This is a genomic window from Rhodopseudomonas sp. P2A-2r, assembly GCF_026015985.1.
In the GTDB taxonomy this organism is placed as follows: Bacteria; Pseudomonadota; Alphaproteobacteria; order Rhizobiales; family Xanthobacteraceae; genus Tardiphaga.
Window position 1 is genome coordinate 1,051,625 of the sequence record NZ_CP110389.1, and the last position, 25,764, is coordinate 1,077,388.

At 64.5% G+C, this 25,764-nt stretch carries 17 protein-coding genes and 4 pseudogenes; 11 read left to right on the forward strand and 10 right to left on the reverse strand.

Annotation, left to right across the window (positions count from 1 at the left end):
• Positions 1 to 126 precede the first annotated feature (126 nt).
• The 3 genes from ONR75_RS04905 (at position 127) to ONR75_RS04915 (ending at position 3,244) form a co-directional block, all read left to right on the forward strand.
• Entirely contained in the window at positions 127 to 753 is a 627-nt protein-coding gene (locus ONR75_RS04905; protein ID WP_265081631.1) for an NUDIX hydrolase, read from the forward strand.
• Between the two features lie 76 nt (positions 754 to 829).
• Entirely contained in the window at positions 830 to 1,810 is a 981-nt protein-coding gene (locus tag ONR75_RS04910) for a Bug family tripartite tricarboxylate transporter substrate binding protein (protein ID WP_265081632.1), read from the forward strand.
• Positions 1,811 to 2,065: 255 nt separating this feature from the next.
• Positions 2,066 to 3,244 (forward strand): hypothetical protein, encoded by a 1,179-nt coding sequence (locus ONR75_RS04915; RefSeq protein WP_413776492.1) that lies wholly within the window; start codon positions 2,066 to 2,068, stop codon positions 3,242 to 3,244.
• A gap of 170 nt (positions 3,245 to 3,414) precedes the next feature.
• Here the strand turns inward: ONR75_RS04915 and ONR75_RS04920 are convergent, their stop codons facing one another.
• The 5 genes and pseudogenes from ONR75_RS04920 to ONR75_RS04940 all read right to left on the reverse strand — a co-directional run bounded on the left by ONR75_RS04920 (position 3,415) and on the right by ONR75_RS04940 (position 10,779).
• Complete coding sequence (locus ONR75_RS04920) at positions 3,415 to 4,218, reverse strand: DUF4167 domain-containing protein (RefSeq protein WP_265081634.1); 804 nt, start codon at positions 4,216 to 4,218, stop codon at positions 3,415 to 3,417.
• 474 nt (positions 4,219 to 4,692) lie between these two features.
• Positions 4,693 to 5,589 (reverse strand): peptide chain release factor N(5)-glutamine methyltransferase, encoded by an 897-nt coding sequence (gene prmC / locus ONR75_RS04925; RefSeq protein ID WP_265083540.1) that lies wholly within the window; start codon positions 5,587 to 5,589, stop codon positions 4,693 to 4,695.
• 258 nt (positions 5,590 to 5,847) lie between these two features.
• A complete protein-coding gene (prfA, locus tag ONR75_RS04930; RefSeq protein ID WP_265081635.1) occupies positions 5,848 to 6,933 on the reverse strand; it encodes a peptide chain release factor 1 in 1,086 nt (361 codons plus the stop codon).
• Positions 6,934 to 6,989: 56 nt separating this feature from the next.
• Positions 6,990 to 9,257: a phosphoenolpyruvate--protein phosphotransferase gene (gene ptsP, locus ONR75_RS04935; protein ID WP_265081636.1), complete on the reverse strand. Its 2,268-nt coding sequence runs from the start codon at positions 9,255 to 9,257 to the stop codon at positions 6,990 to 6,992.
• Positions 9,258 to 9,524: 267 nt separating this feature from the next.
• Positions 9,525 to 10,779, reverse strand: a pseudogene (locus tag ONR75_RS04940) (aspartate kinase).
• Positions 10,780 to 10,933: 154 nt separating this feature from the next.
• Between ONR75_RS04940 and ONR75_RS04945 the strand changes: the two are divergent.
• Both ONR75_RS04945 and ubiG read left to right on the forward strand, forming a co-directional pair.
• Positions 10,934 to 11,401, forward strand: coding sequence for a PH domain-containing protein (locus tag ONR75_RS04945; RefSeq protein ID WP_265081637.1), 468 nt, complete (start codon positions 10,934 to 10,936; stop codon positions 11,399 to 11,401).
• A gap of 18 nt (positions 11,402 to 11,419) precedes the next feature.
• Positions 11,420 to 12,178: a bifunctional 2-polyprenyl-6-hydroxyphenol methylase/3-demethylubiquinol 3-O-methyltransferase UbiG gene (gene ubiG / locus ONR75_RS04950; RefSeq protein ID WP_265081638.1), complete on the forward strand. Its 759-nt coding sequence runs from the start codon at positions 11,420 to 11,422 to the stop codon at positions 12,176 to 12,178.
• A gap of 162 nt (positions 12,179 to 12,340) precedes the next feature.
• Here the strand turns inward: ubiG and ONR75_RS04955 are convergent, their stop codons facing one another.
• Complete coding sequence (locus ONR75_RS04955) at positions 12,341 to 13,426, reverse strand: hypothetical protein (protein WP_265081639.1); 1,086 nt, start codon at positions 13,424 to 13,426, stop codon at positions 12,341 to 12,343.
• A gap of 236 nt (positions 13,427 to 13,662) precedes the next feature.
• On the opposite strand from ONR75_RS04955, the gene ONR75_RS04960 reads away from it, so the two are divergent.
• The 3 genes and pseudogenes from ONR75_RS04960 to ONR75_RS04970 all read left to right on the forward strand — a co-directional run bounded on the left by ONR75_RS04960 (position 13,663) and on the right by ONR75_RS04970 (position 19,420).
• Positions 13,663 to 15,459: an adenylate/guanylate cyclase domain-containing protein gene (locus tag ONR75_RS04960; protein WP_265081640.1), complete on the forward strand. Its 1,797-nt coding sequence runs from the start codon at positions 13,663 to 13,665 to the stop codon at positions 15,457 to 15,459.
• Between the two features lie 312 nt (positions 15,460 to 15,771).
• Positions 15,772 to 18,563: pseudogene (locus tag ONR75_RS04965) on the forward strand (di-heme-cytochrome C peroxidase).
• Positions 18,564 to 18,673: 110 nt separating this feature from the next.
• Complete coding sequence (locus ONR75_RS04970; protein WP_265081641.1) at positions 18,674 to 19,420, forward strand: DUF2786 domain-containing protein; 747 nt, start codon at positions 18,674 to 18,676, stop codon at positions 19,418 to 19,420.
• A gap of 19 nt (positions 19,421 to 19,439) precedes the next feature.
• Here ONR75_RS04970 and ONR75_RS04975 read toward each other — a convergent pair whose 3' ends face one another.
• On the reverse strand, positions 19,440 to 19,640 hold the full coding sequence (locus ONR75_RS04975) for a hypothetical protein (RefSeq protein ID WP_265081642.1): 201 nt from the start codon (positions 19,638 to 19,640) through the stop codon (positions 19,440 to 19,442).
• Between the two features lie 233 nt (positions 19,641 to 19,873).
• Between ONR75_RS04975 and ONR75_RS04980 the strand changes: the two genes are divergently transcribed.
• Positions 19,874 to 20,773 carry a DMT family transporter gene (locus tag ONR75_RS04980; RefSeq protein WP_265083541.1) on the forward strand — a complete coding sequence of 300 codons (900 nt, stop codon included), beginning with the start codon at positions 19,874 to 19,876 and terminating at the stop codon, positions 20,771 to 20,773.
• A gap of 28 nt (positions 20,774 to 20,801) precedes the next feature.
• Here ONR75_RS04980 and ONR75_RS04985 read toward each other — a convergent pair.
• Positions 20,802 to 21,112, reverse strand: a pseudogene (locus ONR75_RS04985) (TetR/AcrR family transcriptional regulator); the annotation flags it as partial.
• On the opposite strand from ONR75_RS04985, the pseudogene ONR75_RS04990 reads away from it, so the two are divergent.
• Positions 21,109 to 21,300, forward strand: a pseudogene (locus tag ONR75_RS04990) (methyltransferase); the annotation flags it as partial. The pseudogenes ONR75_RS04985 and ONR75_RS04990 sit on opposite strands and share 4 nt — an antisense overlap.
• A 98-nt stretch (positions 21,301 to 21,398) precedes the next feature.
• Here the strand turns inward: ONR75_RS04990 and ONR75_RS04995 are convergent.
• Both ONR75_RS04995 and ONR75_RS05000 read right to left on the reverse strand, forming a co-directional pair.
• Positions 21,399 to 23,465: a methyl-accepting chemotaxis protein gene (locus ONR75_RS04995; RefSeq protein ID WP_265081643.1), complete on the reverse strand. Its 2,067-nt coding sequence runs from the start codon at positions 23,463 to 23,465 to the stop codon at positions 21,399 to 21,401.
• 53 nt (positions 23,466 to 23,518) lie between these two features.
• Positions 23,519 to 24,226: a carbonic anhydrase gene (locus ONR75_RS05000; protein ID WP_265081644.1), complete on the reverse strand. Its 708-nt coding sequence runs from the start codon at positions 24,224 to 24,226 to the stop codon at positions 23,519 to 23,521.
• A gap of 517 nt (positions 24,227 to 24,743) precedes the next feature.
• Here ONR75_RS05000 and ONR75_RS05005 point away from each other — a divergent pair.
• Complete coding sequence (locus tag ONR75_RS05005) at positions 24,744 to 25,739, forward strand: AraC family transcriptional regulator (protein ID WP_265081645.1); 996 nt, start codon at positions 24,744 to 24,746, stop codon at positions 25,737 to 25,739.
• The last annotated feature ends 25 nt before the right edge of the window (positions 25,740 to 25,764 follow it).

Sequence of the window (25,764 nt, forward strand, 5' to 3'; positions counted from 1 at the left end):
TCCTTGCAGCTGCGATCGGAGGAGCGGCGCGTCGTTCTTACAAAAGCCGGACCGCGGTGCCTAGGGGCGGGTTTGGCAGACCGCCTCGGCGTTTCCGCGACCCCTGTGGTGGTGTATGCAGGTCAAATGATCCGTCCCTTCGATGACACCACGCGACGGTTGATCGCCGGACGCTGTGCAGCGTTTCCACGCCTGGCCGGCGACGCCGCGTCGCCGCTGAAGCGCGCGGCGGTGGCCATCGTGCTGGTTGAATCCGACAATGCGGCGGGCACGTCGCTGCTGCTGACGCTGCGGGCCTCCGGCCTGCGCGCACACAGCAACCAATGGGCGCTGCCGGGCGGCCGCTGCGATCCCGGCGAGACAGCGGTGCAGGCCGCGCTGCGGGAGCTCGACGAGGAACTCGGACTGACGCTCACGACGGACGAAGTGCTCGGCAGCTTCGACGACTACCCGACGCGATCCGGCTATCTGACTACGCCGGTGCTGATGTGGGCCGCGGCCCGCGCGCCGCTGACGCCCAATCCCGATGAAGTCGCGTCGGTGCATCGCATCGCGCTGTCGGATGTCGAGCGCGCCGGCGCCTTCGACTTCACCGAGATTCCGGAGAGCCGGCGCCGCGTGATCCGCTACAGCCACCGCGGCCAGTTCATCCATGCGCCGACGGCAGCGCTGATCTACCAGTTCAGCGAAGTGCTGGCCGGCCGCGTCACCCGCGTCGCCGAACTGGAACAGCCCGTGTTCGCCTGGCGGTGACAGGCGCGGTTGCGCTGTCGCCGCCTTTCGGCGACGATCCACGCCAACAACAATGAGAGTCTGGGGAGGAACTGCCATGTCGTCATGGGGCAGATGGCTGTACGCAACCGTCATCGCGTTGATCGCGCTGGGCGTCCATCAGGATGTCGGCGCACAGACCTATCCGAGTCGGCCGATCACGCTGATCATCCCATTCGCGCCCGGTGGAAGCACCTCGATCGTCGGCCGGGTTATCGCCGACAAGATGACCGAGAGCCTCGGCGAGAAGGTGGTGGTCGACAACCGGCCGGGCGCCGGTGGTGCGGTCGGCACGCGTGCGGTCGCGCGCAGCGCGCCTGATGGCTACACGATCGGCCTCGGCTATACCGGGACGCTGGCCATCGCGCCGACGCTGACCAGCAAGGCGGGATATGATCCGCGCAAGGATTTCGCGCCGATCGGGTTGATCGGCAATTCACCGAACTCGCTGGTGGTGCATCCGTCGTTTCCGGCCAAGACGCTGGCCGAGCTGATCGCATATGCGAAAGCAAATCCGGGCACGGTGAATTTCGGTTCGGCCGGCGCCGGCACCGCGAGCCATATCACCGGCGAATATTTCAGCCGTGCCGCCGGTATCGTGCTGGTGCACGTGCCCTACAAGGGCACCGGGCCGGCGCTGGTCGATCTGCTGGGCGGTCACATCCCGATGGCCTTCGCGCCGATCCCGGCGGCCCATGCCAATATCTCGGGTGGCCAGTTGCGGGCTTTGGCTGTGACCAGTGCGACCCGCGCCAGCCTGTTGCCGGACGTGCCGACGATCGCCGAATCCGGCCTGCCGGATTTCGATGCGGCGCTGTATTACGGACTTATTGCGCCCGCCGGTACGCCGCGGCCGATCATCGAGCGGCTCAACAGGGAGTTGCGGAATGCGTTGACCTCCGATGACGTGAAGAAGCGTCTGGCGCAGGACGGCACCGATGCGACCCCCGGCACGCCGGAAGACTATGCGGCATTCATCGACAGGGACGAAACCAAGTGGTCGCAGATCGTCAAGATAACCGGCGCCAGGGAAGATTAGGAACCCGTCCTTTCGATCAGGCGGCGCGTGAGGTCGCAAAGGGCCAACCGGAGATCCGGCGTTCAGATGCCTTTTTCCTCGGCCGGCTCCGGCTGCGACGATCACGTCCGACCTTGGAAAGACATTGTTCACCATGATCCTCCAAGGTCCTGGGGCGACACGCAGTCCGGTCAGGCCGGTTCCAGCCCGAGCCGGGCCGAGTTGCACCGATGTTCAGCGCGCGCGATGACGCCGCCCACCAACGCCGAAGGTCTCATGCCGCTTTATCCGTCCTGTACGCGTCTCGCCATTCCCTTGCTGCTACTGAGCCTGTCGCCGCTACAGGCCGAACCGCTGGCCCCGGCCATCGCCAATGCCATGGCGCAGGCCGCATCGCCGCAGGCGATTGCCGAGTATCAGCGCCGGCTGGCCGAATATCAGCAGGCTCGCGCCGCCTTCGACGAAGAGGCGGTGCCTTACTGGAAAGCGATCGCGGACAAGCGCCGCATCCGCAACGCCAAGCGCCGCGACCGGCAGCCGATCGGGCTGGATGACTACGTGCTGGAACAGGCGCCGCTCTATGACGGGCCGAAGCGCCCGGTCAATCCGGAGCCGGAGGAAGGCACGCCGCGGACCCGCAAGGAACTGCCTGTCGTCGCCGATTTCATCCAGGCGGCGCAACAGCATTTTCAGTTCACGCCGCAGCGTCCTGCCAACGAAATGGAATTCAAGCGCGCTTATGCGCGCGCGGTGACGGCATCCGGCCTGACCCGCGAGCAGGCGGTGCGGGTCTATTCGTTCGAGACCGGCGGCAATGGCGGCTATGACATGCAGTCGGGCCTCAGCGCCAAGCCTGGCTCGCGCGCCATCTCCACCGCGATCGGCTACAACCAGTTGCTGACCACCAACAGCGTCGAACTGGTTGCCGAGCAGGGCCATGAGATCCTGAAGGTGCTGACCGAGAAGGCTGCGCGCTTGTCGGGTCCGGCGCGCAAGGCGATGGATCACAAGATCGCAGTGTTCAAGCGCATGTACGCCTTCACGCGCACCGTGCCGGACACCTGGAGCGACCACGAAAAGCTCGCCAACACGCCGCAGGGCTGGGCTGTGCACGCCATGGTGCTGGACATCGACGTCGGTCCGCAACTGCAACTGCACAAGCTGATGACGTCGGTGATCTTCGCGCAGGCAAAAGGCTACACGCGGCCGCTCAGCGCCGCCGAACTGGAGATGATGAATCTCACCGGCGATGGCACCGGGCTCGACATGGTGACCATGCCGCAAGCGCTCCGCGATCAGGTGCCGACTGCCAACTTCTTCCAGCGCGGCGGCTATGAGCGCAATCCGGTCGCGATCCGCCACAACACCGTGGCCAAGCTGCTGGCGATCACCAACAACCGGATGGACAGCAACAGCAATCTTCCTGGCGCCAAGAATCTGGCAGCGGCATTCTGACGTCAAGCCCGTGTGTCCCGCACGCGGTGCGGCATTCTTATGCCGCTCCGCAGATGCGGGACCCACAGCGCCAACAACTCCTCAAAAGTGGTCCCCGGATCTGCGAAGCGATACTTCGTATCGCATCGCGTCCGGGGCACGAGAGGATGTCGTGTAGCCTGGCTTAGTACTTACGTATTCCCGAAATCGTCACCCGGCGTCACCGGCGCGGGGGCGGCGCCTTCCGGGCGCGGGCCGTGCGGACGGCGGCGACGGCGCGGCGGAAAGCGCTCGCCGGCGGCGGCATCGAACGGCACCGGACCGTTCACCACCGGCTGCGGGCCGGTGATGAAGGACGGCAGACGGTCGACGCTGTCGCTGACCGGAATGACCGGCTGTGGCTGCGGTTGAAACTGCGGCTGCGGCTGATGCTGCGGACGCTGATCGCGATGATTGTTCTCGCGCGGTTCCCGAGGCTCGCGTGGCTGATACTGCTGATTGTCGCGCGGCTGGTAGGGCTGGCCGTCTCGCTGCTGGTTCTGCTCGCGCGGCGGCGGCGGATCGCGCGGGACGAACGGCTGCGGCTGCACCGGCACGAAGCCGGGCTCGGCGCCGAAGTTCGAGAACGTCTCGCCGTCGTCGTCGCCGTCCTCCGAGGCCATCTCGTTTTCAGTGCGCGGCTGCGGCTGGTTCTGACGAAACTGTTCCTGGGCAGCGGCAATCAGGCGGAAGTAGTGCTCGGCGTGCTGGTAGTAGTTCTCGGCTGCGACCGGATCGCCGGATGAGCGCGCGTCGCGCGCAAGCTGAACGTATTTCTCGGCGACATGAGAGGCAGTACCGCGAATCTTGATATCCGGCCCGTTGGACTCGAACACCCGGGTCATGGGATTCTGTCCGCGGCGGTTCTGGTTGTTGTTATTGTTGCCGCCGCCGTTGCTGTTGCGGTTGTTGTTATTACGCATCCGCTTGTTGTTGTTATTCTGACCGTTTCTCATGTCTCGCCTTTTTACCGATCCAGGATTGTCGTCAAAGAAAGTGTTGTCGCAGGGTGATTTTGTGCCACGGGCGCGACACCCGATTCGGGCTCCATCATGCGTGCCCGAGTTGCCATGCAGATCATTGCTGCATCGATCTTGCCGTATGTCGCGTTCGACAAAGACGCGTTCCCCAACCGCCGGCGCACATCGCCAGCCGGATCAAATCGTCACCCTGCTAGAATGTGCCCGGGTGTTTTTGCGTGAATTTCAAAGCGCAATATCAGGCTTTCGTTCGCTTTGCGGTCGCCAGCTGCGCAGCTTCTCAGCCATCGCGCTCAATCTGACCTGCCTGGTGGAACCTTTCACTCGGACGGGCTCTCTATCGAGAATTCTGACTTCCAGCCGTAAATCTACGGGGCGAGCCAACCCTGAACCGATGTTGTATCTGGAACGTAGTCGCTCCGGGCGGATATTCCAAGTGGTTTTTTCCGTTTAGGTTCCGTCTTGCCCAATGGGTTTCTGCCCGATGACCACCCGGCGGATGCCGGCAAGATCGGCCCTGGGTGGTCCGGGCAGCGTCAGCCCCGCGGCCTCCATGAGGCGGGCCACCTCGCCGCTCTGGTCGTGGCCGACCTCGACGAGCAGCAGCCCGCCGGGTGCCAGCAGCCGCGCCGCGTCCGGGGCGATGGTGCGGTAGGCGTCAAGGCCATCGGCGCCGCCGTCGAGTGCGCGGTGCGGGTCGTGCTCGCGGACCTCGATCGACAGGCCCGCGATGTCCGCAGAGCGGATGTAGGGCGGATTCGACAGGATCACGTCCCAGCCGCCGGCAAGCGCGTCGGCATAGTTGCAGGCCACGAAGCGCGCGCGCGACGCAAAGCGGAGGTCCCGCGCGTTCTGCCGCGCAGTCTGTAGTGCGGCGACATTGATATCGGTGCCGACGCCGCATGCGTTCGGCAGCTCGGATAGCAGCGCCAGCAGGATCGCGCCCGAACCGGTGCCGAGGTCGGCGATATCAAGCGGATCGTGACGGCGGTGATCGCCGTCCAGCAATTCGAGCGCCGCTTCGACGATGGTCTCCGTATCGGGCCGCGGCACCAGCGTATCGGCAGACAGCCGCAGCGGCAGGCTCCAGAACTCCCTGACGCCGAGGATCCTCGCGACGGGCTCGCCGCTGATACGCCGCTGCGCGAAGTCTTGCAGGCGGGATGATTCGTCACCGGTGAGAATGCGCGCTGACGCGCCGATCAGTGCGGTGAAGTCGAGCCCCAGCACGGCGCCGACAAGCAGTCGTGCATCGAGGTCCGGGGAGTCGATCTGATGCGCGTGCAACCCTGCGGCAAGCGCACGCCGCGCCGCGGCGACGGAAACTCCGGTGAAGGCATTGGTCACGAGCGCCGCCCTTTCTTCCCCTCTCCCCCAAGCAGCGCAGCTGCGCAGGCGGGAGAGGGTGTCTCGAAAGCGCGAAGCGCGTTCGAGACGGGAGAGGGGCCGTCGCGGCAACAGGAAGCCCTCTCCCGCCCTCACTTCGCCATAGCCGATGCTGCGCATCGGCGTCTATCTTAAGAACGGCGGCCGAAGGCCGCCTAGGCACCCTCTCCCGCTTCGCGCTGCTGCGCAGCGCTCGGGGAGAGGGGAAGAAGGAAGCGCTCACGCCGCGTTGCCCTGCGCCGCCAATTGTGCGGCCTGGTGCTCGGTCGTCAGTGCATTGACCAGCTCGCCCAGCGCCTCGCCGGCGATCACCTGCGGCAGCTTGTAGAGGGTCAGGTTGATGCGGTGGTCGGTCACGCGGCCCTGCGGGAAATTGTAGGTGCGGATGCGCTCGGAGCGGTCGCCGGAGCCGACCTTTTCCTTGCGCTCGGCGGAACGAATCGAATCGATGCGCTGCTGCTCGGCGTCGTAGATGCGCGAGCGCAGGATGTTCATGGCCGAGGCGCGGTTTTTGTGCTGCGAGCGGCTGTCCTGCATCATCACCTGCAGCCCGGTGGGAATGTGGGTGATGCGGATCGCCGATTCGGTCTTGTTGACGTGCTGGCCGCCGGCGCCCTGGGCGCGCATGGTCTCGATTCGCAGATCCTCGTCGCGGATCGTCACATCGACCTCCTCGACCTCGGGCATGACCGCCACCGTCGCCGCCGACGTATGGATGCGGCCTTGGGTCTCGGTGTCCGGCACGCGCTGCACGCGGTGCACGCCGGATTCGAATTTCAGTTTGGCGAAGGCGCCGCGGCCCTGCACCTCGGCGATGATTTCCTTGAAGCCGCCCATGGTGCCTTCGGACGCCGAAACGACTTCCACCTTCCACCCCTGCAGAGCGGCGAAGCGCTCATACATCCGGTACAGGTCGCCGGCGAACAGGGACGCCTCGTCGCCGCCGGTGCCCGCGCGGATTTCCAGCACCACGTTGCGCTCGTCCATGGCGTCCTTAGGCAGCAGCGCGACGCGGATCTCCTGCGCCAGTTCTTCCACCCGAGCTTCCAGCGCCGGTTTTTCAGCCTGAGCCATTTCACGCATCTCGGCGTCGGTGGCGGCATCCTTGATCATGGCATCGAGTTCGGCGACTTCCCTGGCCGCCGCGCGATAGGTCTTCACCGCGTCGATCAGCGGGTTCAACTCGGCAAACTCGCGCGTTAGTTTGACGAAATTTTCGCCGCTCATCTGGCTCTGCAACTGGGATTCCAGTGAGGCGTGGTGGGCGAGCAGGACGTCGAGTTTGGTTTCGGGCAGCAGGGACATGGACGTATCTCGGAATCGCGGAAGGGAGAGGCGGCATTGTGCGGGAAACAGCCTCGCTACAACGACAGCCCCTCGGCCTCGGCAAATTCGGTCAGCTTCTGCCGGATCGACACGCTGCCCGACGGCGCGGCGAGCAGCGGCGCCATCATCGCCTCGGCCTTGCTGGCGTCTACATCGAGGACCAGCGCCTTCACCGGACCGTGCGCGGTGGCGGACAGCGACAGCGAACGATAGCCGAGCGCGATCAGCGCCAGCGCGCCGATCGGCGTTGAAGCCATCTCGCCGCACAGCGAGGCGTGCTTCCTGGCGGCGTTGGCCTTCTGCACGATTTCGCGCAGCACCCGCAGGATCGGCGCCGACAGGGTGTCGAAGCGCTCCGACACCTTGGCATTGCCGCGATCGACCGCGAACAGGAACTGGAACAGGTCGTTGGAGCCGACCGAGACGAAGTCGACCTTCTTCAGCAGCTCGTCCATCTGGTAGAGCAGGGCCGGCACCTCGACCATGGTGCCGACGTCGATGCGTTCCGGCAGCGAATGGCCATGCTGGCGCAAATAGGTCAATTCGCGTTCGATGATCGCCTTGGCCTGATCGAACTCGGCGACCTCGGAAATCATCGGGAACATGATGCGCAGTGTGCGACCGCCGCCGGCGCGCAGCAGCGCGCGGATCTGGCCGCGCAGCAGGCCGGGCCGGTCGAGGCCGAGGCGAATCGCGCGCCAGCCCAGCGCCGGGTTCTCCTCGGTGATGGTTTCCATATAGGGCAGCGCCTTGTCGCCGCCGATATCCAGCGTGCGGAAGGTCACCGGCTTGGGGCCGGCGGCGTCGAGCACTGCGCGATACAGCGCCAGCTGGTCGCTGGAGCGCGGCAGGCTTTCGCCGACCATGAATTGCAGCTCGGTGCGGAACAGGCCGATGCCGGCGCTGCCGGTGTCGTCGATATGCGGCAGGTCGATGATCAGGCCGGCATTGATCATCAGGTCGACCTTCTGGCCGTCCTTGGTCACGCACGGCCGGTCGCGCAGCGCCGAATACTGCGCCTGCCGGCGGGCGCGGAAGCGCACCCGTTCGGCATAGGCCGATTCGATTTCCTGGGACGGCCGGATGTAGATCGAGCCCGAGGTGCCGTCGACAATGATGGCATCGCCGGGATCGGCAATGCCCGGCGCATTGGCGACTTCGCCGATGGCGGGAATGCCGAGCGCGCGCGCCACGATGGAGACGTGGGAATTGGCGGTGCCTTCTTCCAGCACCAGGCCGCGCAGCTTCTTGCGGTCGTAGTCGAGCAGGGCGGCGGGACCCATGGAGCGCGCGATCAGGATGGCGTTGTCGGGCATCTGCTCGCGCGACGGCGCGTGATCCTGGCCGACCAGCTGGCGCATCAGGCGATGGCCGAGATCCTCGAGGTCATGCAGCCGGTCGCGCAGATAGGGATCGGTGGAGCGCAGCATCCGCGCGCGGGTGTCGGACTGTACGCGCTCGACAGCCGCTTCGGCGGTGAGGCCGGTAGCCACCGCCTCGTGCAGCCGGTGCGACCAGCCATGGTCGTTGGCGAACATCCGGTAGGCTTCCAGCACGTCGCGATGCTCGCCGCCTTCGGCGACGTCGCCGCGTTCCAGCATGCGGTCGAGGTCGGCGCGCAGTTTGGCCAATGCGGTGTCGAGCCGCTTGATTTCCTTGGGCAGATCTTCGGCGATGTAGTTGGTGATGACCACGCGCGGCTCGTGCAGCACCACGTGGCCGAGCGCGATGCCGTCGGACAGAACAGCGCCGGTCTTGTGCAGCGAATGGCGGGCGGCGGGCTCGGCGCCCGGCTGGGCCAGCGCCGACAGCTCGCCGGAGGCGATCATCTCGGCCAGCACCATGGCCGTGGTCTGCAGCGCCTCGACTTCTTCCTCGACGTAAGTGCGCTTGGCGCGGTTCTGCACCACCAGCACGCCCAGCGTGTTGCCAGCGCGCAGGATCGGCACGCCCAGGAACGAGTGGTAGATTTCTTCGCCGGTTTCCGGGCGGAACGAGAACGCCGGATGGCTCTGGGCGTCGTTGAGGTTGAGCGGGGTGGCCTCCGATGAGACCAGACCCACGAGGCCCTCATGGGCGCTCAGCACGGTCTGGTGGACCGCGCCGCGGTTGAGGCCTTCGGTGGCGTACAGCTCAAGGGTATTGTCGACCCGCAGCACATAGGTCGAGCACACCTCCGCCACCATGTTGGCGGCGATCAGCACCACGATCTTGTCGAGGCGTTCCTGAGCGCTGACCTGCTCCGCCATCACTTCGCGGAGCCGTCTCAGCAAGACGCGGGGGCCACCCGACGCGCTCCGCATGTGCTGACACCCTCCCCGCGAGGCCGGCGCGCCGAAATCTTCGCGCCAGCACTAAGTCCCAGAAAACAATAGAATTTTAGACATCATGCCGCAATGGACATGAAGGCCCAGACCGACTCAGATTGTACGCAACCGCGCCACTCAACCGCAACGACCGCCCGCTCTGGCCGTATAGCGAATTGAAGCCAGTTTTGCCAAGCAAAACGCCTGCCACCGGCAGAAACACACCGTTCGGCTCAAAACGCCGATAATTTAAAGAAAAATCTTCTACGCCTTGTCCAGTCCGTAGAGGGTGTGCAGCGTCCGCACCGCCAGTTCCGTGTAGGCGGCGTCGATCAGCACCGAAAACTTGATTTCCGAGGTGGTGATGGCGCGGATGTTGATCTGACGCTCCGACAAAGCGGCGAAGGCCTGGGCGGCGACGCCGGCGTGGCTGCGCATGCCCGAGCCGATCACCGAGACCTTGGCGACGTCGGTGGCGCTGTCGATGCGGGCATAGCCGATCCTGGCCTTGGCCGAAGTGATGGTCTCCTTGGCGCGAGCATAGTCTGACGCCGGCACCGTGAAGGTCAGGTCGGTGGTCTTGCCGTCCTCGGAGACGTTCTGCACGATCATGTCGACGTTGATGTTGGCCTCGGCCAGCGGCACGAAGATCGAGGCGGCGACCCCCGGCTTGTCCTCGATCTGGCGGACGGAGATCTGGGCTTCGTCCTTGGAAAAGGCGATCCCGGTGACGACGTGGCTTTCCATGATTTGTTCCTCGCTGCAGATCAGCGTGCCCGGCGGCGTGCCGTGGGGATCGATGTCTTCGGGTTTGTCGAAACTTGAGCGCACGAAAATCGGCATATTGTGGACCATGCCGACTTCCACGGAGCGGACCTGCAGAACCTTGGCGCCCTGCGAGGCCAGTTCCAGCATTTCCTCGAACGCCACCTTGTTGAGGCGCTGCGCCTTCGGCACCACGCGCGGGTCGGTGGTGTAGACCCCGTCGACGTCGGTGTAGATGTCGCAGCGGTCGGCCTTGATGGCCACGGCGATCGCCACCGCGGAGGTGTCGGAGCCGCCGCGTCCCAGCGTGGTGATGCGGTTGGTGTCCGGATTGATGCCCTGGAACCCGGCAATCACTGCGACTTCCTTGCGCGCCTTGAAGCGGTCGATCAGCTCGGAGCCGTCGATCTCCAGGATCTCGCGCCGAGGCATGGGCGTCGGATGTCTTGATGGGGATCTGCCAGCCCTGCCAGGAGCGCGCCTGGATACCGATGGTCTGCAGCGCGATGGCCAGCAGGCCGGCGGTGACCTGCTCGCCGGAGGCGACGATGGCATCGTATTCGCGGGCATCGTGCAGCGGCGAGACCTCGCTGCACCACGCCACCAGCTCGTTGGTCTTGCCGGACATGGCCGAGACCACCACGGCGACGTCGTGGCCGGCGTCGACCTCGCGCTTGACGTGACGGGCGACGTTGCGGATGCGGTCGATATTGGCGACGGACGTGCCGCCGAACTTCATGACGAGGCGACCCATGACGACTGGTGCATTCCCTGAGAACTGCGGGTAAAGATACCGCCCACGCAGACGCGGTGGCGAAAAGGCGCGTATACATAACGGCGCCACGGGGGCAAGCAACCCGGGGTCCGCGACGCCTGGAACACATCGAGAAAAGGCAACTGGATCGGTTATGGGGCGCTATATCGACGATATCCTGCAGCCGGGCGAGAAAGTGCTGTATTCCAGCAGTCTGCATTGGGTTGTCTATGGGTGGGCGATTGCGGCGTGGATCGCAGCCGCAGCCTTGCTGGTGGCGACGCGATACACGCTCAATGAGAGTTTGATCCTGTTTTGCCTGGCCTGCTCGGCCGTGGTGGCGCTGGTTGCGCTGTACTGGTCAATGCGCGCCTGGTTCCGACGCTGGACTACGGAGACCGATGTCACCAACCTGCGGGTGGTGCACAAGGAAGGCTTCATCACGCGGAAAACCTTCGAGATCAGCATCGATAAGGTCGCCAGCGTTAACGTCAATCAGGGCATCATGGGACGAATCCTGGACTATGGTGACGTCACGATTGAAAACATGGGCGACGCCGAGCTGATCATCCGAACGATTGCTTCTCCATTGGCGTTCCGCAGTCACATTACCGCGCGATAGGAATAACGGGCTCAAGCCATGTCCATGCAATCAGCTTCTCCCAGCGCCGCATCAGCGTCCGTCGATCCTGCCGAAGTCGCAAAATTCTCGAAGCTGTCCGAGCAGTGGTGGGATCCCAAGGGCAAGATGGCGCCGCTGCACAAGATCAATCCGCTGCGCCTGACCTATATCCGCGATGCCGCCTGCCGCAAGTTCGAACGCAACGTCAAAAGCCTGAACTGCCTGGCGGGCCTGCGTATGCTCGATATCGGCTGCGGTGCCGGTCTGTTGTGCGAGCCGTTCACCCGGCTCGGCGCCCAGGTGATCGGCATCGATCCCTCGGCGACCAACATCGCCGTCGCCAAACTGCATGCCGACAGGGCGCAGATGTCGATCGACTACCGCTGCACCACGGTGGAGGAGATGGATCCGCGCGAGCGCTTCGATATCGTGCTGGCGATGGAAGTGATCGAGCACGTGGTCGATGTCGGCGCTTTCCTCGACCGCTGTGCGCTGATGCTGAAGCCCGGCGGGCTCATGGTGGTCTCCACCCTGAACCGCAACTGGAAGAGCTTTGCGCTCGGCATCGTCGCCGCCGAATACGTGCTGCGCTGGCTGCCGCGCGGCACCCATCAGTGGGACAAGTTCGTCACCCCCGACGAACTCACCCATCACCTGGCGCGCAACAAGCTGGCTATCACCGAACAGTCCGGCGTGGTCTACAGCCCGCTCGCCGATCGCTGGAGCCTGTCGTCCGACCTGGACGTCAACTACATGGTGGTGGCCGAAGGCGTCTGACGCTTCTTCGGATGTTCCAGTTTCACGGTCCTCATGGTGAGGAGCGCAACGTTTGGTGCGCGTCTCGAACCATGAAGCGTTTGTCGCATCCTTCGAGACGCGGTCGAAGACGGCCGCTCCTCAGGATCAGGACGTCTGCTGGCGAGCGCGGCAAGCCACAGGCTATTTCAGATCCGCAAGCGATGCCGGGCCGGGACCTTCGGTGATCAGCGCCGGCCACTGATGCGAGCCGAACGGCACCGCCGGCGGCAGGTTGGTCTTGATGCCGCGCTTGGCGGTTTCGGCGATGATCGCCAGGCGCGCGTCGCCGCCCATCAGCTCGTAGTCCATCAAATGATAGTTGCCGAAGAACAGCGCACCCACGGAACGGTCCGCGATGATGCGGGTGAGGGACTCCAGCATGTCGGTCTGGGTCGTGGTGAAGGCGATGGTCTCGATCAGCAGCAGCCGGTCGTTGATCGCTTCCGGCGGGAAGAATTGCGCCAGCACGCTGAACAACACGTTGTTCTGCCGCGCCACATAGATAGTGTTGGAGGCCGCGTAGGTCTTGTCCCAGTCGGCGCCGAGCATCGCCTTCCAGCCGGCCAGCACTTCCATCCAGTGAGCGACCTGGGTCTGCGCGGCCCAGCTCACCACCTTGGCCAGATCCGGCGCCTGTTTCCTGCTGAATGCCTCGAGCGCTGCGTATGACACCGTGTTCTTGGCGATGCAGTCGTCCATGAAAGCCAGGTTGGCGGTCAGGATGCTGCGCACGGTGCCGCGCCACTCGGCCTGCATCGGCGTGGCATCGAGGGTCTCGATGGCGGCCTGCATGCGGCTGCGATAGGCCAGCATGGGCGCGCGCCAAGAGGTGTCGGCGGGATTGTCGAGATACGGACCGACCACCTCGGCCAGCGCCATGGCCGAATGGCCGGCCGACTTCAGCAACTGATAGACCACTGGCACCTGAGGCGCCTCGAGCGGCGGCTGGTTCGGGCGGAACAGGGTGAAGCGTCCGCCGGCGCCGGAGAACATGCCGAGGATCACCGGGTGCTGGCTCAGGATGTTCTTCTGGAAGATCTTGGCGGCGTTGCCGTAGAGCTCGAACATGCCGGTGTTGAGCGCCAGCGTGTTGGCGGTCGCGATCTCCGCGGGGGTGGTTGTGGTGCGGCCGGCGATCGGCGCCATGTGCGCCGGCAACCCCTGCGCATGTGCCGCGCCGATCATGGATGACAGGGCGGCGAGGATGGCGAGGGATCGGCGTATCATGGTCAAATCCTCATTGGCGCAGCTCAACGCTAGATAATGGAATGCACCGCTACTCGTTAATACTTCTTTCAGGCTGGCGCCGAAGCGCCGATCCACCACGTTCATGGCAGCACAAGCGGATTGCGCCAACGTGGTATCCAGCGCTAGTTTAGGGGCGCCGGGTCGGTACCTCAAAACCATTGGAATTGGTTTGCCAGCCACGTACCGTGGTATCCGCATGTTCAGGAGCACGGGAGATGGAGAGACGGCTAGCGGCCATCGTCTGCGCTGACGTCGCGGGTTACTCCCGCATGATGGGGGCCGACGATGCCGGCACGCTCGCCGCCCTGAAGGCCCACAAGGCCGCTTTCTATCCGGTCATCCTCAATCACGGTGGCCGGATCGTGAACACCGCCGGCGACAGTTTCCTGCTCGAATACCCGAGCATCGTCGGAGCGATCGAGTCTGCCGTTGCCATGCAGACGCTGATGGCCGAGCGCAACCACCATCTCCCCGAAGACCGCGCCATGCACTTTCGCCTCGGTGTCCATATGGGCGATGTGGTGGTCGAGGACGACCAGGTGTTCGGCGACGGGGTGAATATCGCCGCCCGGCTCGAGTCGGTGGCCGTGCCGGGTGGCGTGGCCGTGTCGGGAAAAGCCTATCACGAGGCCAGCAAGCACCTCGGCATCGCCCTCGTCGACGCCGGCACGCATCGCTTCAAGAACATTACCGAGCCGGTCGGGGTCTGGACCTGGGCGCCGGACGGTTCGGAGGCGCGCCATCGCGAGCTCAGGGACACGTCGAGCCTGCCGGCCCAATATCGTACGGCGATCGTCGGCGTGCTGCCCTTCGTCAACCTCAGCGACAGCGCCGACGAGTATTTTTCTGACGGGCTCACCGAAGATCTGATCCATGCGCTGTCGCTGCAGTCATTCTATCGGGTGCTCAGCCGCAACTCGACCTTCGCGTTCAAGGGCAAAAGCCTCAGTGCGCGGCTGATCGCGCGGGAAATCGACGCCACCTATCTGATCCAGGGATCGGTGCGGCGCGCCGGGACCAAGATCCGCGTGACTGCCGAACTGATCGCACCGGAGAACGGCGAGCAGTTGTGGACCGGTCGCTACGACCGCGACATCGGCGATCTCTTTGCGATGCAGGACGAAATCACCACGCACCTGTCGGCCGCGCTGGCGCCGGAGATCTACCGCGCCGAAGCCTCCGCCCCGGCCCGGTCGTCGTCGGCTGATCTGACCGCGTGGGATCGTTTTCTGAAGGGGCTGTCGCACTACTACCAGCAGACCAAGGCGGACTACGAGGCGTCGATCGGCCTGTTCAGGGAGGCCATCGCGCTCGATCCCGGCCTGTCCATCGCGCGCGCCTATCTTGCCACGATCCTGGTGCAGGGCGTGCAGTTCGGATGGATCCGGAGCACGAGCGAATTGTGGACCGAGGCCATGGAGCTCGCCGAAAGCAGCGTCCGGCTCGATCCCCGCTCCTCATTCGCGTTCGGGCTGCTCGGCTATGTGCATGCGATGCAGGGCAACTACGACACCGCCCTCAATGCCGGGAAAAAGGCGGTGGAACTGAACCCCTACGACATGGGCGCCCGCGGCATTCTCGGGATATGCCATTTCATGGTGGGCGAGCATCGGCAGGCCATCGAACTGTTTTCCCAGGCCGTGCAGCGCGGCAACAGCGACCCGCGCTATCAATGGCCGGCGCTGAACGCGTTCAGCCATTATCTGCTGGGACAATATGACGCTGCCTTGTCGTGGGCCCGCGAGGCGCTGTACCTCAACCCGAGCCACATGCAGGTGCTTGGGGTCAGGGCGGCGGCGCTGGCGCAACTGGAGCGCATGGAGGAGGCGGCAAAGGCCGCCGAACTGCTGCAGGACAGCTTTCCGGGCTTCACCGTTGAACGCCACCTCCGGAATTTCCGCTGGAAGAATCCCGCCGACACCGCCCATTATCGCGACGGGCTGCTCAAGGCCGGCGTGCCGTTGAACAGGCTCACGCTGGTTGGCCCTGCAAAGCGCGCGGCGGAGTCCTGACCACGATCGCATCCGGCCGGACCGGTGATCTGCGGCACCCGCGGCCGGGTCGCGGCAGGCAATGTTCACGCGTCTGTTTTCGTTCAGTTGACTTGTCCGGAAATCCGGGAAAACAATTGCAACCTCAAGTTGGGTCATTGCTGGGGAAAAGGTAAAATGATCGCGCTTGCCTTGAACAAAGCGCGTCGTTTCCGCGACGAAATCCGAAGCGCGTGAATTCGCCAGTCAGGACGGCTTGTCCGGATCGGCCTGTTGCGGGGCGCGCTCGCCGTTTGGGATGCGGCTGGTTCGACGTTTTGAAGGATGGGGTCCATGCACGACGACCGTATCGGTATAGCTTCCGCCGAAGTGTCCGCCCCGGGACCTGCGGTTTCGCCCGACAATCCTTGTCCATTTCTGCGGGCGGTGGTGACGGCCGGCGTCGTCGATGGCCATGTGGCGCCGCTGTCGCGCTTGTGCAGCACGGTCGAGGCCGCGACCGGCGCAACCGGGCTGAAAAAATGGCTGGCAGGTGTGAAGACCTACCCCATCGCCCTGATCGCCAACGGACTCGGCCCGCTCAGCCTGTTGCGCAGCATGTGGTCTGGCGCCCGGCTGGACGAACTGCGCGACGGTCCGCTGGACAAACACGGCAGCGGTTCGCGCATTCTCGATGCCAACGCCCATGTCAGCGAGGCTGAACTCGCGCGTCTCGCCGAGTTTGGCCGGGACCGTCCGGACCCCGCGGGCGGATCCGAGCGCGGCCTGACCGCTGAGGAAATCACCGCCTATATGGACGCCAACTTCGACCGCGCCAAAGGCTCGCGGCGTCCGATCGACCGGTTGCTCATGAAGGGCGAATGGCCGGTGCTGCTCGACATCATGGGCAAGGGGAGGGCGCAGGGCGCTATCTCAGCGTGGCGGAAGTCAGGACGTTGTTCGTCGACACGCGGCTGCCCGCCCGCATCGCGGCGCGGCTGTCCGCGCTGCCCGCCAAACAAGGGGCTGGTGTGGTCCGCAAGCTGGTCACGGCTGCGCTCGGGCTGGTCGTGCTTGTCGGCGCCCTGATCGTCGCCGTCGCAGCATTTCCCGACCAAGTGCGGGCGATCCTGCCGGCCAAGCTTGCGCAACTTCTGCCGCCGCCATTGCCGGATCGCGTTTCGATCAAGGCGGCGTATTGGCTCGACCAGAACTGGACCACCGACGACCGGCACTGGTTTCACCATGCCAGCCAGGGCACCGCGACATTTCCTGTGCCGTATAACTGGTTCATCGCGCTGGAGCAGCCGGTGCTTCATCTGCTCGGCCGGCCCGGCCTGGTCGCCGACAGCGGCTATCTCGAACGCTTCGGCTTCATGCCGAGTCCGAAATCGGTCCGCGTCGACGAAGCGACCCTGCGCCGCTTTGGCTATCCCGCCTCGTCCGATGCCAAACCGGCACCTGAAACCGTCGCCGGCCTGAAGCCGTTGCCGGCCGACAACCTCGACGGTCTGCCGGTCGGATTCGCGCGGATGGTCGGCGGCACCAATCCGACCACCGGCTTTCGCGATCCCGACCGGATCGGGCTGACCTGCGCCGCCTGTCACGCCGGATCGATCCGCTACAATGGCGTCAGCGTGCGGTTCGACGGCGGCCCGGCCATGGTCGACCTGCGCAAGCTCGAGCTCGTGACTGGCCTGTCGATCGCCTACACGCTGCACGTCCCCGGTCGCTTCAAGCGTTTCGCCGATCGGGTTCTCGGTCCCGACGCCGGCAAGGAGGAGCGCGACAAGCTGGAGAAGAATCTGACGTCGATCGGCGACGATCTGATCGGACTGGTCAAGCTCACAGAGAAGACGCTCGAGGAGAAGCACCAGGAGAACACCGAGGAAGGCAACGGGCGGCTCGACGCGCTCAACCGCATCGGCAACCAGGTGTTCTTCACCAACCTGATCCAGAACGGTCTGCAGGGCTACGAGCAGAACATCCACGCCAACGATGCGCCGGTGAGTTTCCCGCCGGTCTGGACCGTGCCCTGGCTGCTGTGGGCGCAATATGACGGCTCGATCGAACAGCCGCTGATCCGCAACGCCGGCGAGGCCATGGGTGTCACCGCGCTGGTCAACTTTTCGCCGAACGCGCCGCTGAGCGACCTGTTTCGATCCTCGGTGGCGATCGAGAACCTGGTGCGCATCGAGGAGATGCTGCGCGGCTCCGATCCGTTCGCGCAAACGCCGAAGGGTTTTAACGGGCTGGCGCCGCCGAAATGGCCGGCGCATCTGTTCCCCGACGATCCCGCGTGGAAGATCGATCAGGCCAAGCTGGGCAAGGGCCGCGCGCTCTATGCGGCGATCTGCGCCGAGTGCCATCTCGGACCGGTCAACGATCCCGCCTTCGATACGCAATTCCCCGACAAGAGCGTCTGGTCGTCTGACCGCTGGCTGACCGTCGGCGCTGCGCCCAAGCCGGTCAGCAAGGTGCTGAAGCCGGTGATCAAGCCCGAGATGGGGACTGATACCGCCCAGGCCGATGTGCTGCTGACCCGCCAGGTCAAGGTGCCGGGCTTCCTCGACATGCAGCCGGCGCGCGACATCGGCGCACGTTGGGAATGCGCCGGCGTGACCTCGACCTCCACCACCGACATGTCCTTCGCGATCGGCCTGATGATCGCTGTGAACAAGCTCAGCGACAAATGGATCGAGGATAGGGGGATCAAGGATCCGCAACTCTCCGAACTATGGGGTCCGCTCAAGAACTGCCCCAATCCGGTGTCGACCCCGCATTATCGCGCACGCCCGCTGAATGGCGTCTGGGCCACCGCGCCCTACCTCCATAACGGCTCGGTGCCCTCGCTGTACTGGCTGCTCAAGCCGGCGGCGGAGCGGCCTACGGCGTTCTGCATCGGCGAGCGCGACTTCGATCCGCAGCAGGTCGGTTTTCGCGTCGCGGCCGGCGCGACGGCGAGCTGCAAGAAGGGTGAAACCCGCTTTGCAACGACGAAATCCGACGGATCGGCGATTCGTGGCAACAGCGTGCTCGGCCACTCCCTGGAGGGCACGCCGGGTCCGGGCAAGCCAGGCGTCATCGGCCGCACCCTGACCGACGACGAGCGCTACGAGCTGATCGAGTATCTCAAGACGCTTTAGGAGGGGCGCATCCGCGCGCCTCCGGCACTCTGGAGTTCGCGGGATGGCGATGCTACGGACTTCGACCCGCCGCACCATCGTTGAGGCGGGCTTGCCGGGGTGCCGTCTCAGTGGATCAGCCGACCAATCTTGCCGCGCTCGACAAGCTCAAGACGCGCATCCAGGCGCTGCGCGCCAAGACCATCGACAATGGCTGCACCGAGGACGAGGCGCTGTCCGCCGCAGCCAAGGTCGCCGAACTGCTGGACCGCTATGACCTGTCATTGTCGGATGTGGAAATCCGCGCCGCCACCTGCGAGCGGCGCAGCTTCGAGACCAACCGCAAGAAACGCATTCCGCTCGACGACTGTATCGGGTCCATCGCCAATTTCTGCGATTGCCGGGTCTGGCGCGAGAAGAGCCCGGCCGGCGAGAGCAGCTATGTCTATTTCGGCCTGCGTTCGGATATTGAGGTGGCCCATTACCTGACCGAACTGATCGACGCCGCCGTTCGCGCCGAGCTTGGCCGCTTCAAGACCTCGGCTGCCTATGCCGACTTCCGGCACAATGAAAGGCATCTCGCCAATGCCTCGTTCTCACTCGGGATGGTCGCCTCGATCGCCGACAAGCTGACCGCCATGAAGGCCAGCCGCGATGCGGTGAATCAAAGCACCGGGCGGGGGCTCGTGGTGCTGAAAACCTCGGTGGTCGACGCCGAATTCGAACGACTCGACCTGAAACTGAAAACGCAGCGCAGCTCAAGCCGCATGGTTTCGATGACCGCCTATGAGGCTGGCGGTGTCGCCGGCGCCTCGCTGGCCATCAGTCCCGGGATCAAGGATGCGCCGGGCTCCCGGGTTGGCCGGAAAGGCCATTGAGCCCGAAGCGCGTTCGGAATCAGCGGGTCGCGACGACGTCCGAGCTGGTGAACACGACCGGCTTGCCGGCCTTCATGACCCGGGCGGTCTGGGTGCGGCCATCGGCGGCGCCGTCGTGGGCGGCAAAGCCGAAGGCGGCGAGGATGCCCCCGGCCACCAGGGCCAGGATCACGATCTTCAGGTGGGTGCTACGGTCCGCGCTGTGAATTGAGTGATTCATGGAGGCCTCCTGCCGCCTTCCCGGTTTTCCCGTTGTTCGATGAGTATCCGCAACTGGTTTCCGCCCGATGGCGTCAGCTTCCGGAAGTGTTTCGTCGCGCGGTGAATTTGCTTCGTTGGTGAATGAATTGTTTCAGGCCGGCCCCGGGCGCCCGGGCGCCGCGATCCAGGTCGCATTGCCGCCATACCGTGGCGCCGCTTGACCGCCGGATTCCGGCCATGCACACCACGCGCATGTTCAGCATCGCGTCCCTGTGGATCCCGTTCACCATCATCGCCGCGCTCGGCCAGGTCGCGCGCAATGCCATGCAGCGCTCGCTGACCGGGCCGCTCGGCACCTGGGGCGCCACCAATATCCGCTTCCTGTTCGGCTTCCCGTTCTCGGTTCTGTTCTTCGCCGTCGTGCTGGTGGCCACCGGCGACGCCATTCCCTGGCCGGGCGCGGCGTTCTGGCCGTGGCTGCTGCTCGGCGCGCTCAGCCAGATCGCCGCCACCGGCCTGATGCTGGCCGCCATGAACGACCGCTCCTTCGTGGTCACCACCGCCTATCTCAAGACCGAGGCGATCCAGGCTGCGATCTTCGGCTTTGTGTTTCTCGGCGATCATCTGACCATGCTGAAGGTGATCGCCATCCTGATCGCCTCCGCCGGCGTGGTGGTCACCGCACTGCGGCCGGGCGCCGCCCGCGAGCTCGGCAGCATCAAGCCGACGCTGCAAGGCCTGGTCGCCGCCGCCTTCTTCGCGCTGTCGGCGGTGGGATTTCGCGGCGCCATCATCGTGGTGCCCGGCGTGTCGTTCGTCACCGCGGCGTCCTACACATTGGTGCTGGCGCTGTTCGTGCAGACCCTGGTGCTGACGATCTACCTGCTGGCGCGTGCGCCGAAGGTGCTGAAGGACATCCTGACGCTGTGGAAGCCGTCGATGCTGGCCGGATTCATGGGAGCGGCGGCATCGCAATTCTGGTTTCTCGCCTTCGCGCTCACCGCCGCCGCCAACGTGCGCACGCTGGCGCTGGTCGAGGTGCTGTTCGCGCAGGCGGTGGCGTATTTTTCCTTCAAGCAGCCGCTGTCGTTGCGCGAACTGTCGGGCATCGTGCTGATCGTGATCGGCGTGGCGCTGCTGGTGGCGGCGTGAGCCAGGGACTCATAAGCCCGTAGCCCAATTACCGTCCGCGCCGCCGGGAACTGACCTCGGAACCGGGCCTCGCCTCGGGTGCCGCCCAGCCCTGGACACTCACGTCCGCCAGTGCCTCGAAGATGGCCGCTGTGCGTTCCAGGCGGGCGATCGTACGTGCGCCTTCGACGGCAGCGACCAATGCGGCTGCGGTAGACGATGCGCGCGCGGACGTGAAACCGCACCCCTGAAATGCTCCGCAACGATCTCGGTTGAATCGACAAATCCGCGCGCGACCCGTTTGGTCAGATCGGCGTCGAGTGCAGGAAGCTCATTCGCCAGATTTTGCATCAGACACCCGCGACGCCCAGTCGCTGCATCGGATTGACCCCGCCTCCGTTCGCCAGGAGGTGGAGGCGGCCGGGTTCCGCCTGGACGCGCAAAGCGCCGTGCTCGCAAGAAAGGACGATCCGCATGCGATCAAGGTGTTCGACCCTTCGATCAAGGGCGAGACCGATCGCTTCGCCTATCGGTTTATAAAGCCCTGACAGGTCAGGGCGCCGACAGGCGGTCCGACAGGTCGGCGTTAAAGCCGGCCTATCGATCCGCCCTGACGCCGGAGACGCCCGACCGAGTTGCGGTGTCGTCAGGCTGCACGAACCGTATCGAGGAACCGCGATACTTCCAGCTTCAGGCGGTTGCTGTCGGTCGCGAGCAATTGCGCCGCGGCGAGTACCTGTGACGAAGCGGAGCCGGTCTCGCCGGCACCGCGCTGCACGTCGCCGATGTTCGCCGAGACCTCCATCGTGCCCTGTGCGGCCTGCTGCACATTGCGGGAGATCTCCTGTGTCGCAGCACCCTGTTCTTCCACTGCGGCTGCAATGGTCGAGGCGATCTCGGACATCTGCCCGATCGTGGTGCTGATCTCCCGGATGGCACTGACCGAGTCGCCGGTCGCTGCCTGCATGCTGGAGATCTGCGCGCTGATTTCGCCGGTCGCCTTGGCGGTCTGCTCGGCCAGCGCCTTCACTTCGGAAGCCACCACCGCGAAGCCTCGGCCGGCCTCGCCGGCACGCGCCGCCTCGATGGTCGCGTTCAAAGCCAGCAAGTTGGTCTGGCCGGCGATGTTGTTGATCAGTTCGACGACGTCGCCGATCCGGTTGGCTGCACTGGCCAGCAGGCTGATACGGTCGTTGGTCCTCTCCGCCTGCGACACCGCCTCGCCGGCGATCCGGGCCGATTGCTGCACCTGCCGGCTGATCTCGTTGACGGACGATGCCATTTCCTCGGTGGCAGAGGCCACGGACTGGACATTGGTCGAGGCCTCTTCGGACGCCGCAGCCACGATCGTGCTGAGTTCCTGCGAGCGCTCGGCGGTTGCCGTCAATGTCGTTGCCGACGCCTCCAGTTCGGTGGATGCCGACGATACGGTTTCGATGATGCTGCCGACCGCGCCTTCGAAGGTATCGGCGAGCTGGATCATCTCCCGCTTGCGTTGTGCCGCGGCGATCTGGTCCTGCTCGATCTTGGCCTCGGCTTCCTCGCGCGCCTTCTGCTCGGCCTTGACCTTGAAGGTCTCGACCGCCTGCGCCATGTCGCCGACCTCGTCGCCGCGGCCGAGGCCGGGCAGCACCACCTGGAAATTGCCGTCGGCGAGCTCGCGCATGCCGGCGCAGAGGCCGATCACCGGCCTGGAGATCGCACGCCCGATCAGCCACGCCAGCGCGATCCCGAGCACCATGCTGCCGACGGCCAGCGTCATGATCAGGCTCTCGGCCGACCCGATGGTCTCCGTCGTCTCGTGCTCGATCTGCTTCTCCTCGGCGAGGCCGCTGGCCTTCACGGCCTCGGCATCGTCGCCGATGCCCTGGGCAAGTTTTACCATCTCGCCATTGGCGAGCGTTTCGATCTCGTGGGCATCGTGTGCGGCCTTGTGGTACGCGTCGGTGTACTTCACCACATTGGCGTTGACGTCCGTGAAGACCTTGCGGATGTCATCGCTGCTGATGCCTGCGCCGAAGGCGGTCATGGCAACCTTCAGGCTGGCAAGCGCCTTCTCGGCCTGTTCGGCGGATGCCTGATCGTGCCGCGAGATCACCTTTTCCACATTCAGTCGGGCCGTCATCAACTGCTTCAAGGCCTCGCCGGCCACCACCATACTGTTGGCGCTACCGGCCTTGCTGACCGCCATGGACTGCAAATCCTCGATCTCGGCGCGTGCCTTGCGGCCGATCGGATCGATCACCTCGGCGACTAGTTTGTTCTGCTCGCGCTTGAGCCCGATCAGCCTGTCGAAATCCTTGCCGTAGCGCTGAAACTCATCGTTGATATGGGAAATCTTGGCCCGGCGCTCCGGATTTTTGACCTGGGCGAGGCCCTCGGCGATCCGCGCCGCGACCGTCTCCCGCTGCTTCTGCGCCGGCTCGACCAGCGCTTCTTCACCCGATGCGGAATATTCTCGGACGAAGCGCCGCAACGCGACAAATTCGCGGTCCATTTCCCGGGCAATGCCGACGATCTTGACGCGCTGGTTAAAGCCGGCGAACCCTTCGGACACCCTGTTGAAGCCGCGATAGGACGTCACCGACAGGACCGCGGTCAGCGCCAGCACCACGGCAAAGCCGATCATGATCTTGGTGTTGATCCTGCGGTTGGTGAACACCCCGAACAGGCCGGAGGGAGTGGTACTGGCAGTCTTCGAAAACTTTCTCACGGTCTAAATCCTTCGATAGCAAAATGCGCGATGACGAGCGGGCGCAGGCGTGTTCAGGATGCGTCGATCAGGAAACGGCTGTTGCGCTTCTGGACGGGGCGCGCGTTGTTCGGAAACAAGGCGGCAAACTTCCTGATCTGCTCGGCGGATGCCTCGATGGGCTCCTTGTGGACGGTCCAGGTCAGGCCTTCCGAGCAGGGCGGCGTGGTCAGCGAGCCCATGTAGCGGAAATAGCCGCCGTTCCTGGGGAGCATCGCGCCGACATCGATCGTGCCGTTGACCCTTACCTCGGGGCCTTCCTTGGCCGGCAGTGAGTCGAAGAAGGTCTTCAGCGCCGCGTTGGCCGCGCCAGGCCGGATGAACACGCCGCTGACGGCGAGCGCGCCGTTGCCGGACTTGTGGACGAAGTGGCATTCGAGGTCGAAGTTCTTTCCCGCCAGCAGGTGCTCGCTCGGGTGATGGAAGTGAAACTGCAGCAGTTCGAAGCGTGTGCCGCCAATCACGGCGGCGCAGCCGGGATCGGCATTGACCTGGATGGTGTGACCGTTGTTGATCAGGTGCAAAGGCAGCGGCTTGTAGTCATAGTCGACCGTCCCGACGTCGCCTCTGATGGCGCTGGCGAGATCGATCGGCGTCTGTTCTAGGCCGAGCTGGCAAACCTTGAAGTCCGCTTGCAGTTCGCCCCACTTTTCCGGAGAGGTTTTACCTTCATAGCTCCAGTGCGCGGGCGCGCCGCCGTGCGCTGGCGCGTCCGAGGCCATTGCCGCGCCGGCCTTGAAGCAGCAAGCGCAGGCAAGTGCTCCGCGCATTAGCGAACGACGATCGGTTATCATGGTATGTTTCCTCAGTCGGGGCTGGATAGTTGACGTCCGGTATTTATGGATCTTTGTTGGCTACGAATTGGAGGGGCGCCCGGCGATACGGTCGGGAAATTCCGTCGCATCATAATCCAAGGGCCTCCCGGTTCGTAGCGGTTGTCCTGCAAGAGCTCTAATTGTAGTAAGGCGTCACGTAATTGATCAGCCGGAAATCCTGCGATCGAATTAGGTCGAAATACACGGTTGAGACGTGCGGTGCGCGATTCGAAGGCAAGGCGAGAGTGCCGTGTTTTTGAAAAGTTCCTGTTAATCCGTGGATTGACAGTTTCGTTCGAATTCAGCCAAAAACCCGTAAGATTACGGAGTCCTGTTTCGCATTTGCGAGTGGTCGACTTACCGCGCGAATGGTATTGCTTCCCGAGGTTCGGCTTGCTTCATCGATCGCGAATGGTACGCAGTCATGTCATTTCAATTCCACGACGATCCGCTCCATCGTCATCCGTTGATTCACACGCGCGAGCCGGATGAAATGCGGCATGAAATGCTCGCTCGATTCGGAGCCAGCGGGTTTGCCGCATCGACGAAGGGGCCGGCTTTCGAGGCGCGCAGCAATGGCGTCAATCTCGATTACCTGACATTGGCGTTCTGCGCCTATCATTCGGAGGCATCGGCGGAGTTTCCAGAGGCTGATTTTGCGCGTCTGCAGATCAACCTCAAGGGGCGTGCGGCCACGACGGTCAACGGTGAAACTGTGGACGTCACCGCACGGCAGGGCTGCATCTCGTCACCGGGCCGTGTTGCCAATCTGACGTTTGGCGCCGGTTATGAGCAACTCGTGCTGCGCATCGAACGCGATGCCATGAAGAGGAAGCTCGCGGCGCTGACAGGGACGCTGCCGAAAGGCGATCTGCTTTTCCATGAAGCATTTGATACTGAATCCGTCCGCGCGAAGGCGCTCCTGCGGCTGGTGGGTTTTTGCTGCGCCGAATTCAATGCGGAAGATGGCGCGATGCCTTCGGCAGTTCTGCGCGAACTAGAGCAGGCAATCGTGGTGGCCTTCCTCGCCGCGACGCGGCACGGCTTCAATCATCTGCTGGATGGCGATAGCCGCAATGGCGCCCCCTGGCATGTCCGGTACGCCGAGGAATTCATCGAAGCCAACTGGCGCAGTGCGATCGAAATCGAGGATCTGGTGCGGCTGACCGGCGTCAGCGCGCGAACGCTGGCGCGGGCCTTCTCGGCTCATCGTGGATATTCGCCGCGCGAGTTCGTCAAGCAGGTTCGCCTTCGACAAGCGCGATCGATGCTGGATGCAGGATCGTCCTCCGTCACCGTGACGGCGGTCGCGATCGCCTGCAACTTCAGTAGCCTCGGCCACTTTGCAAGGGACTATCGCGTGGCCTTCGGGGAGCTGCCGTCCGTCACGCTGGGGCGCAGCATCCGGAAACGTGCCTAGTTCACCGGGTCGGCCGCGATGGCGG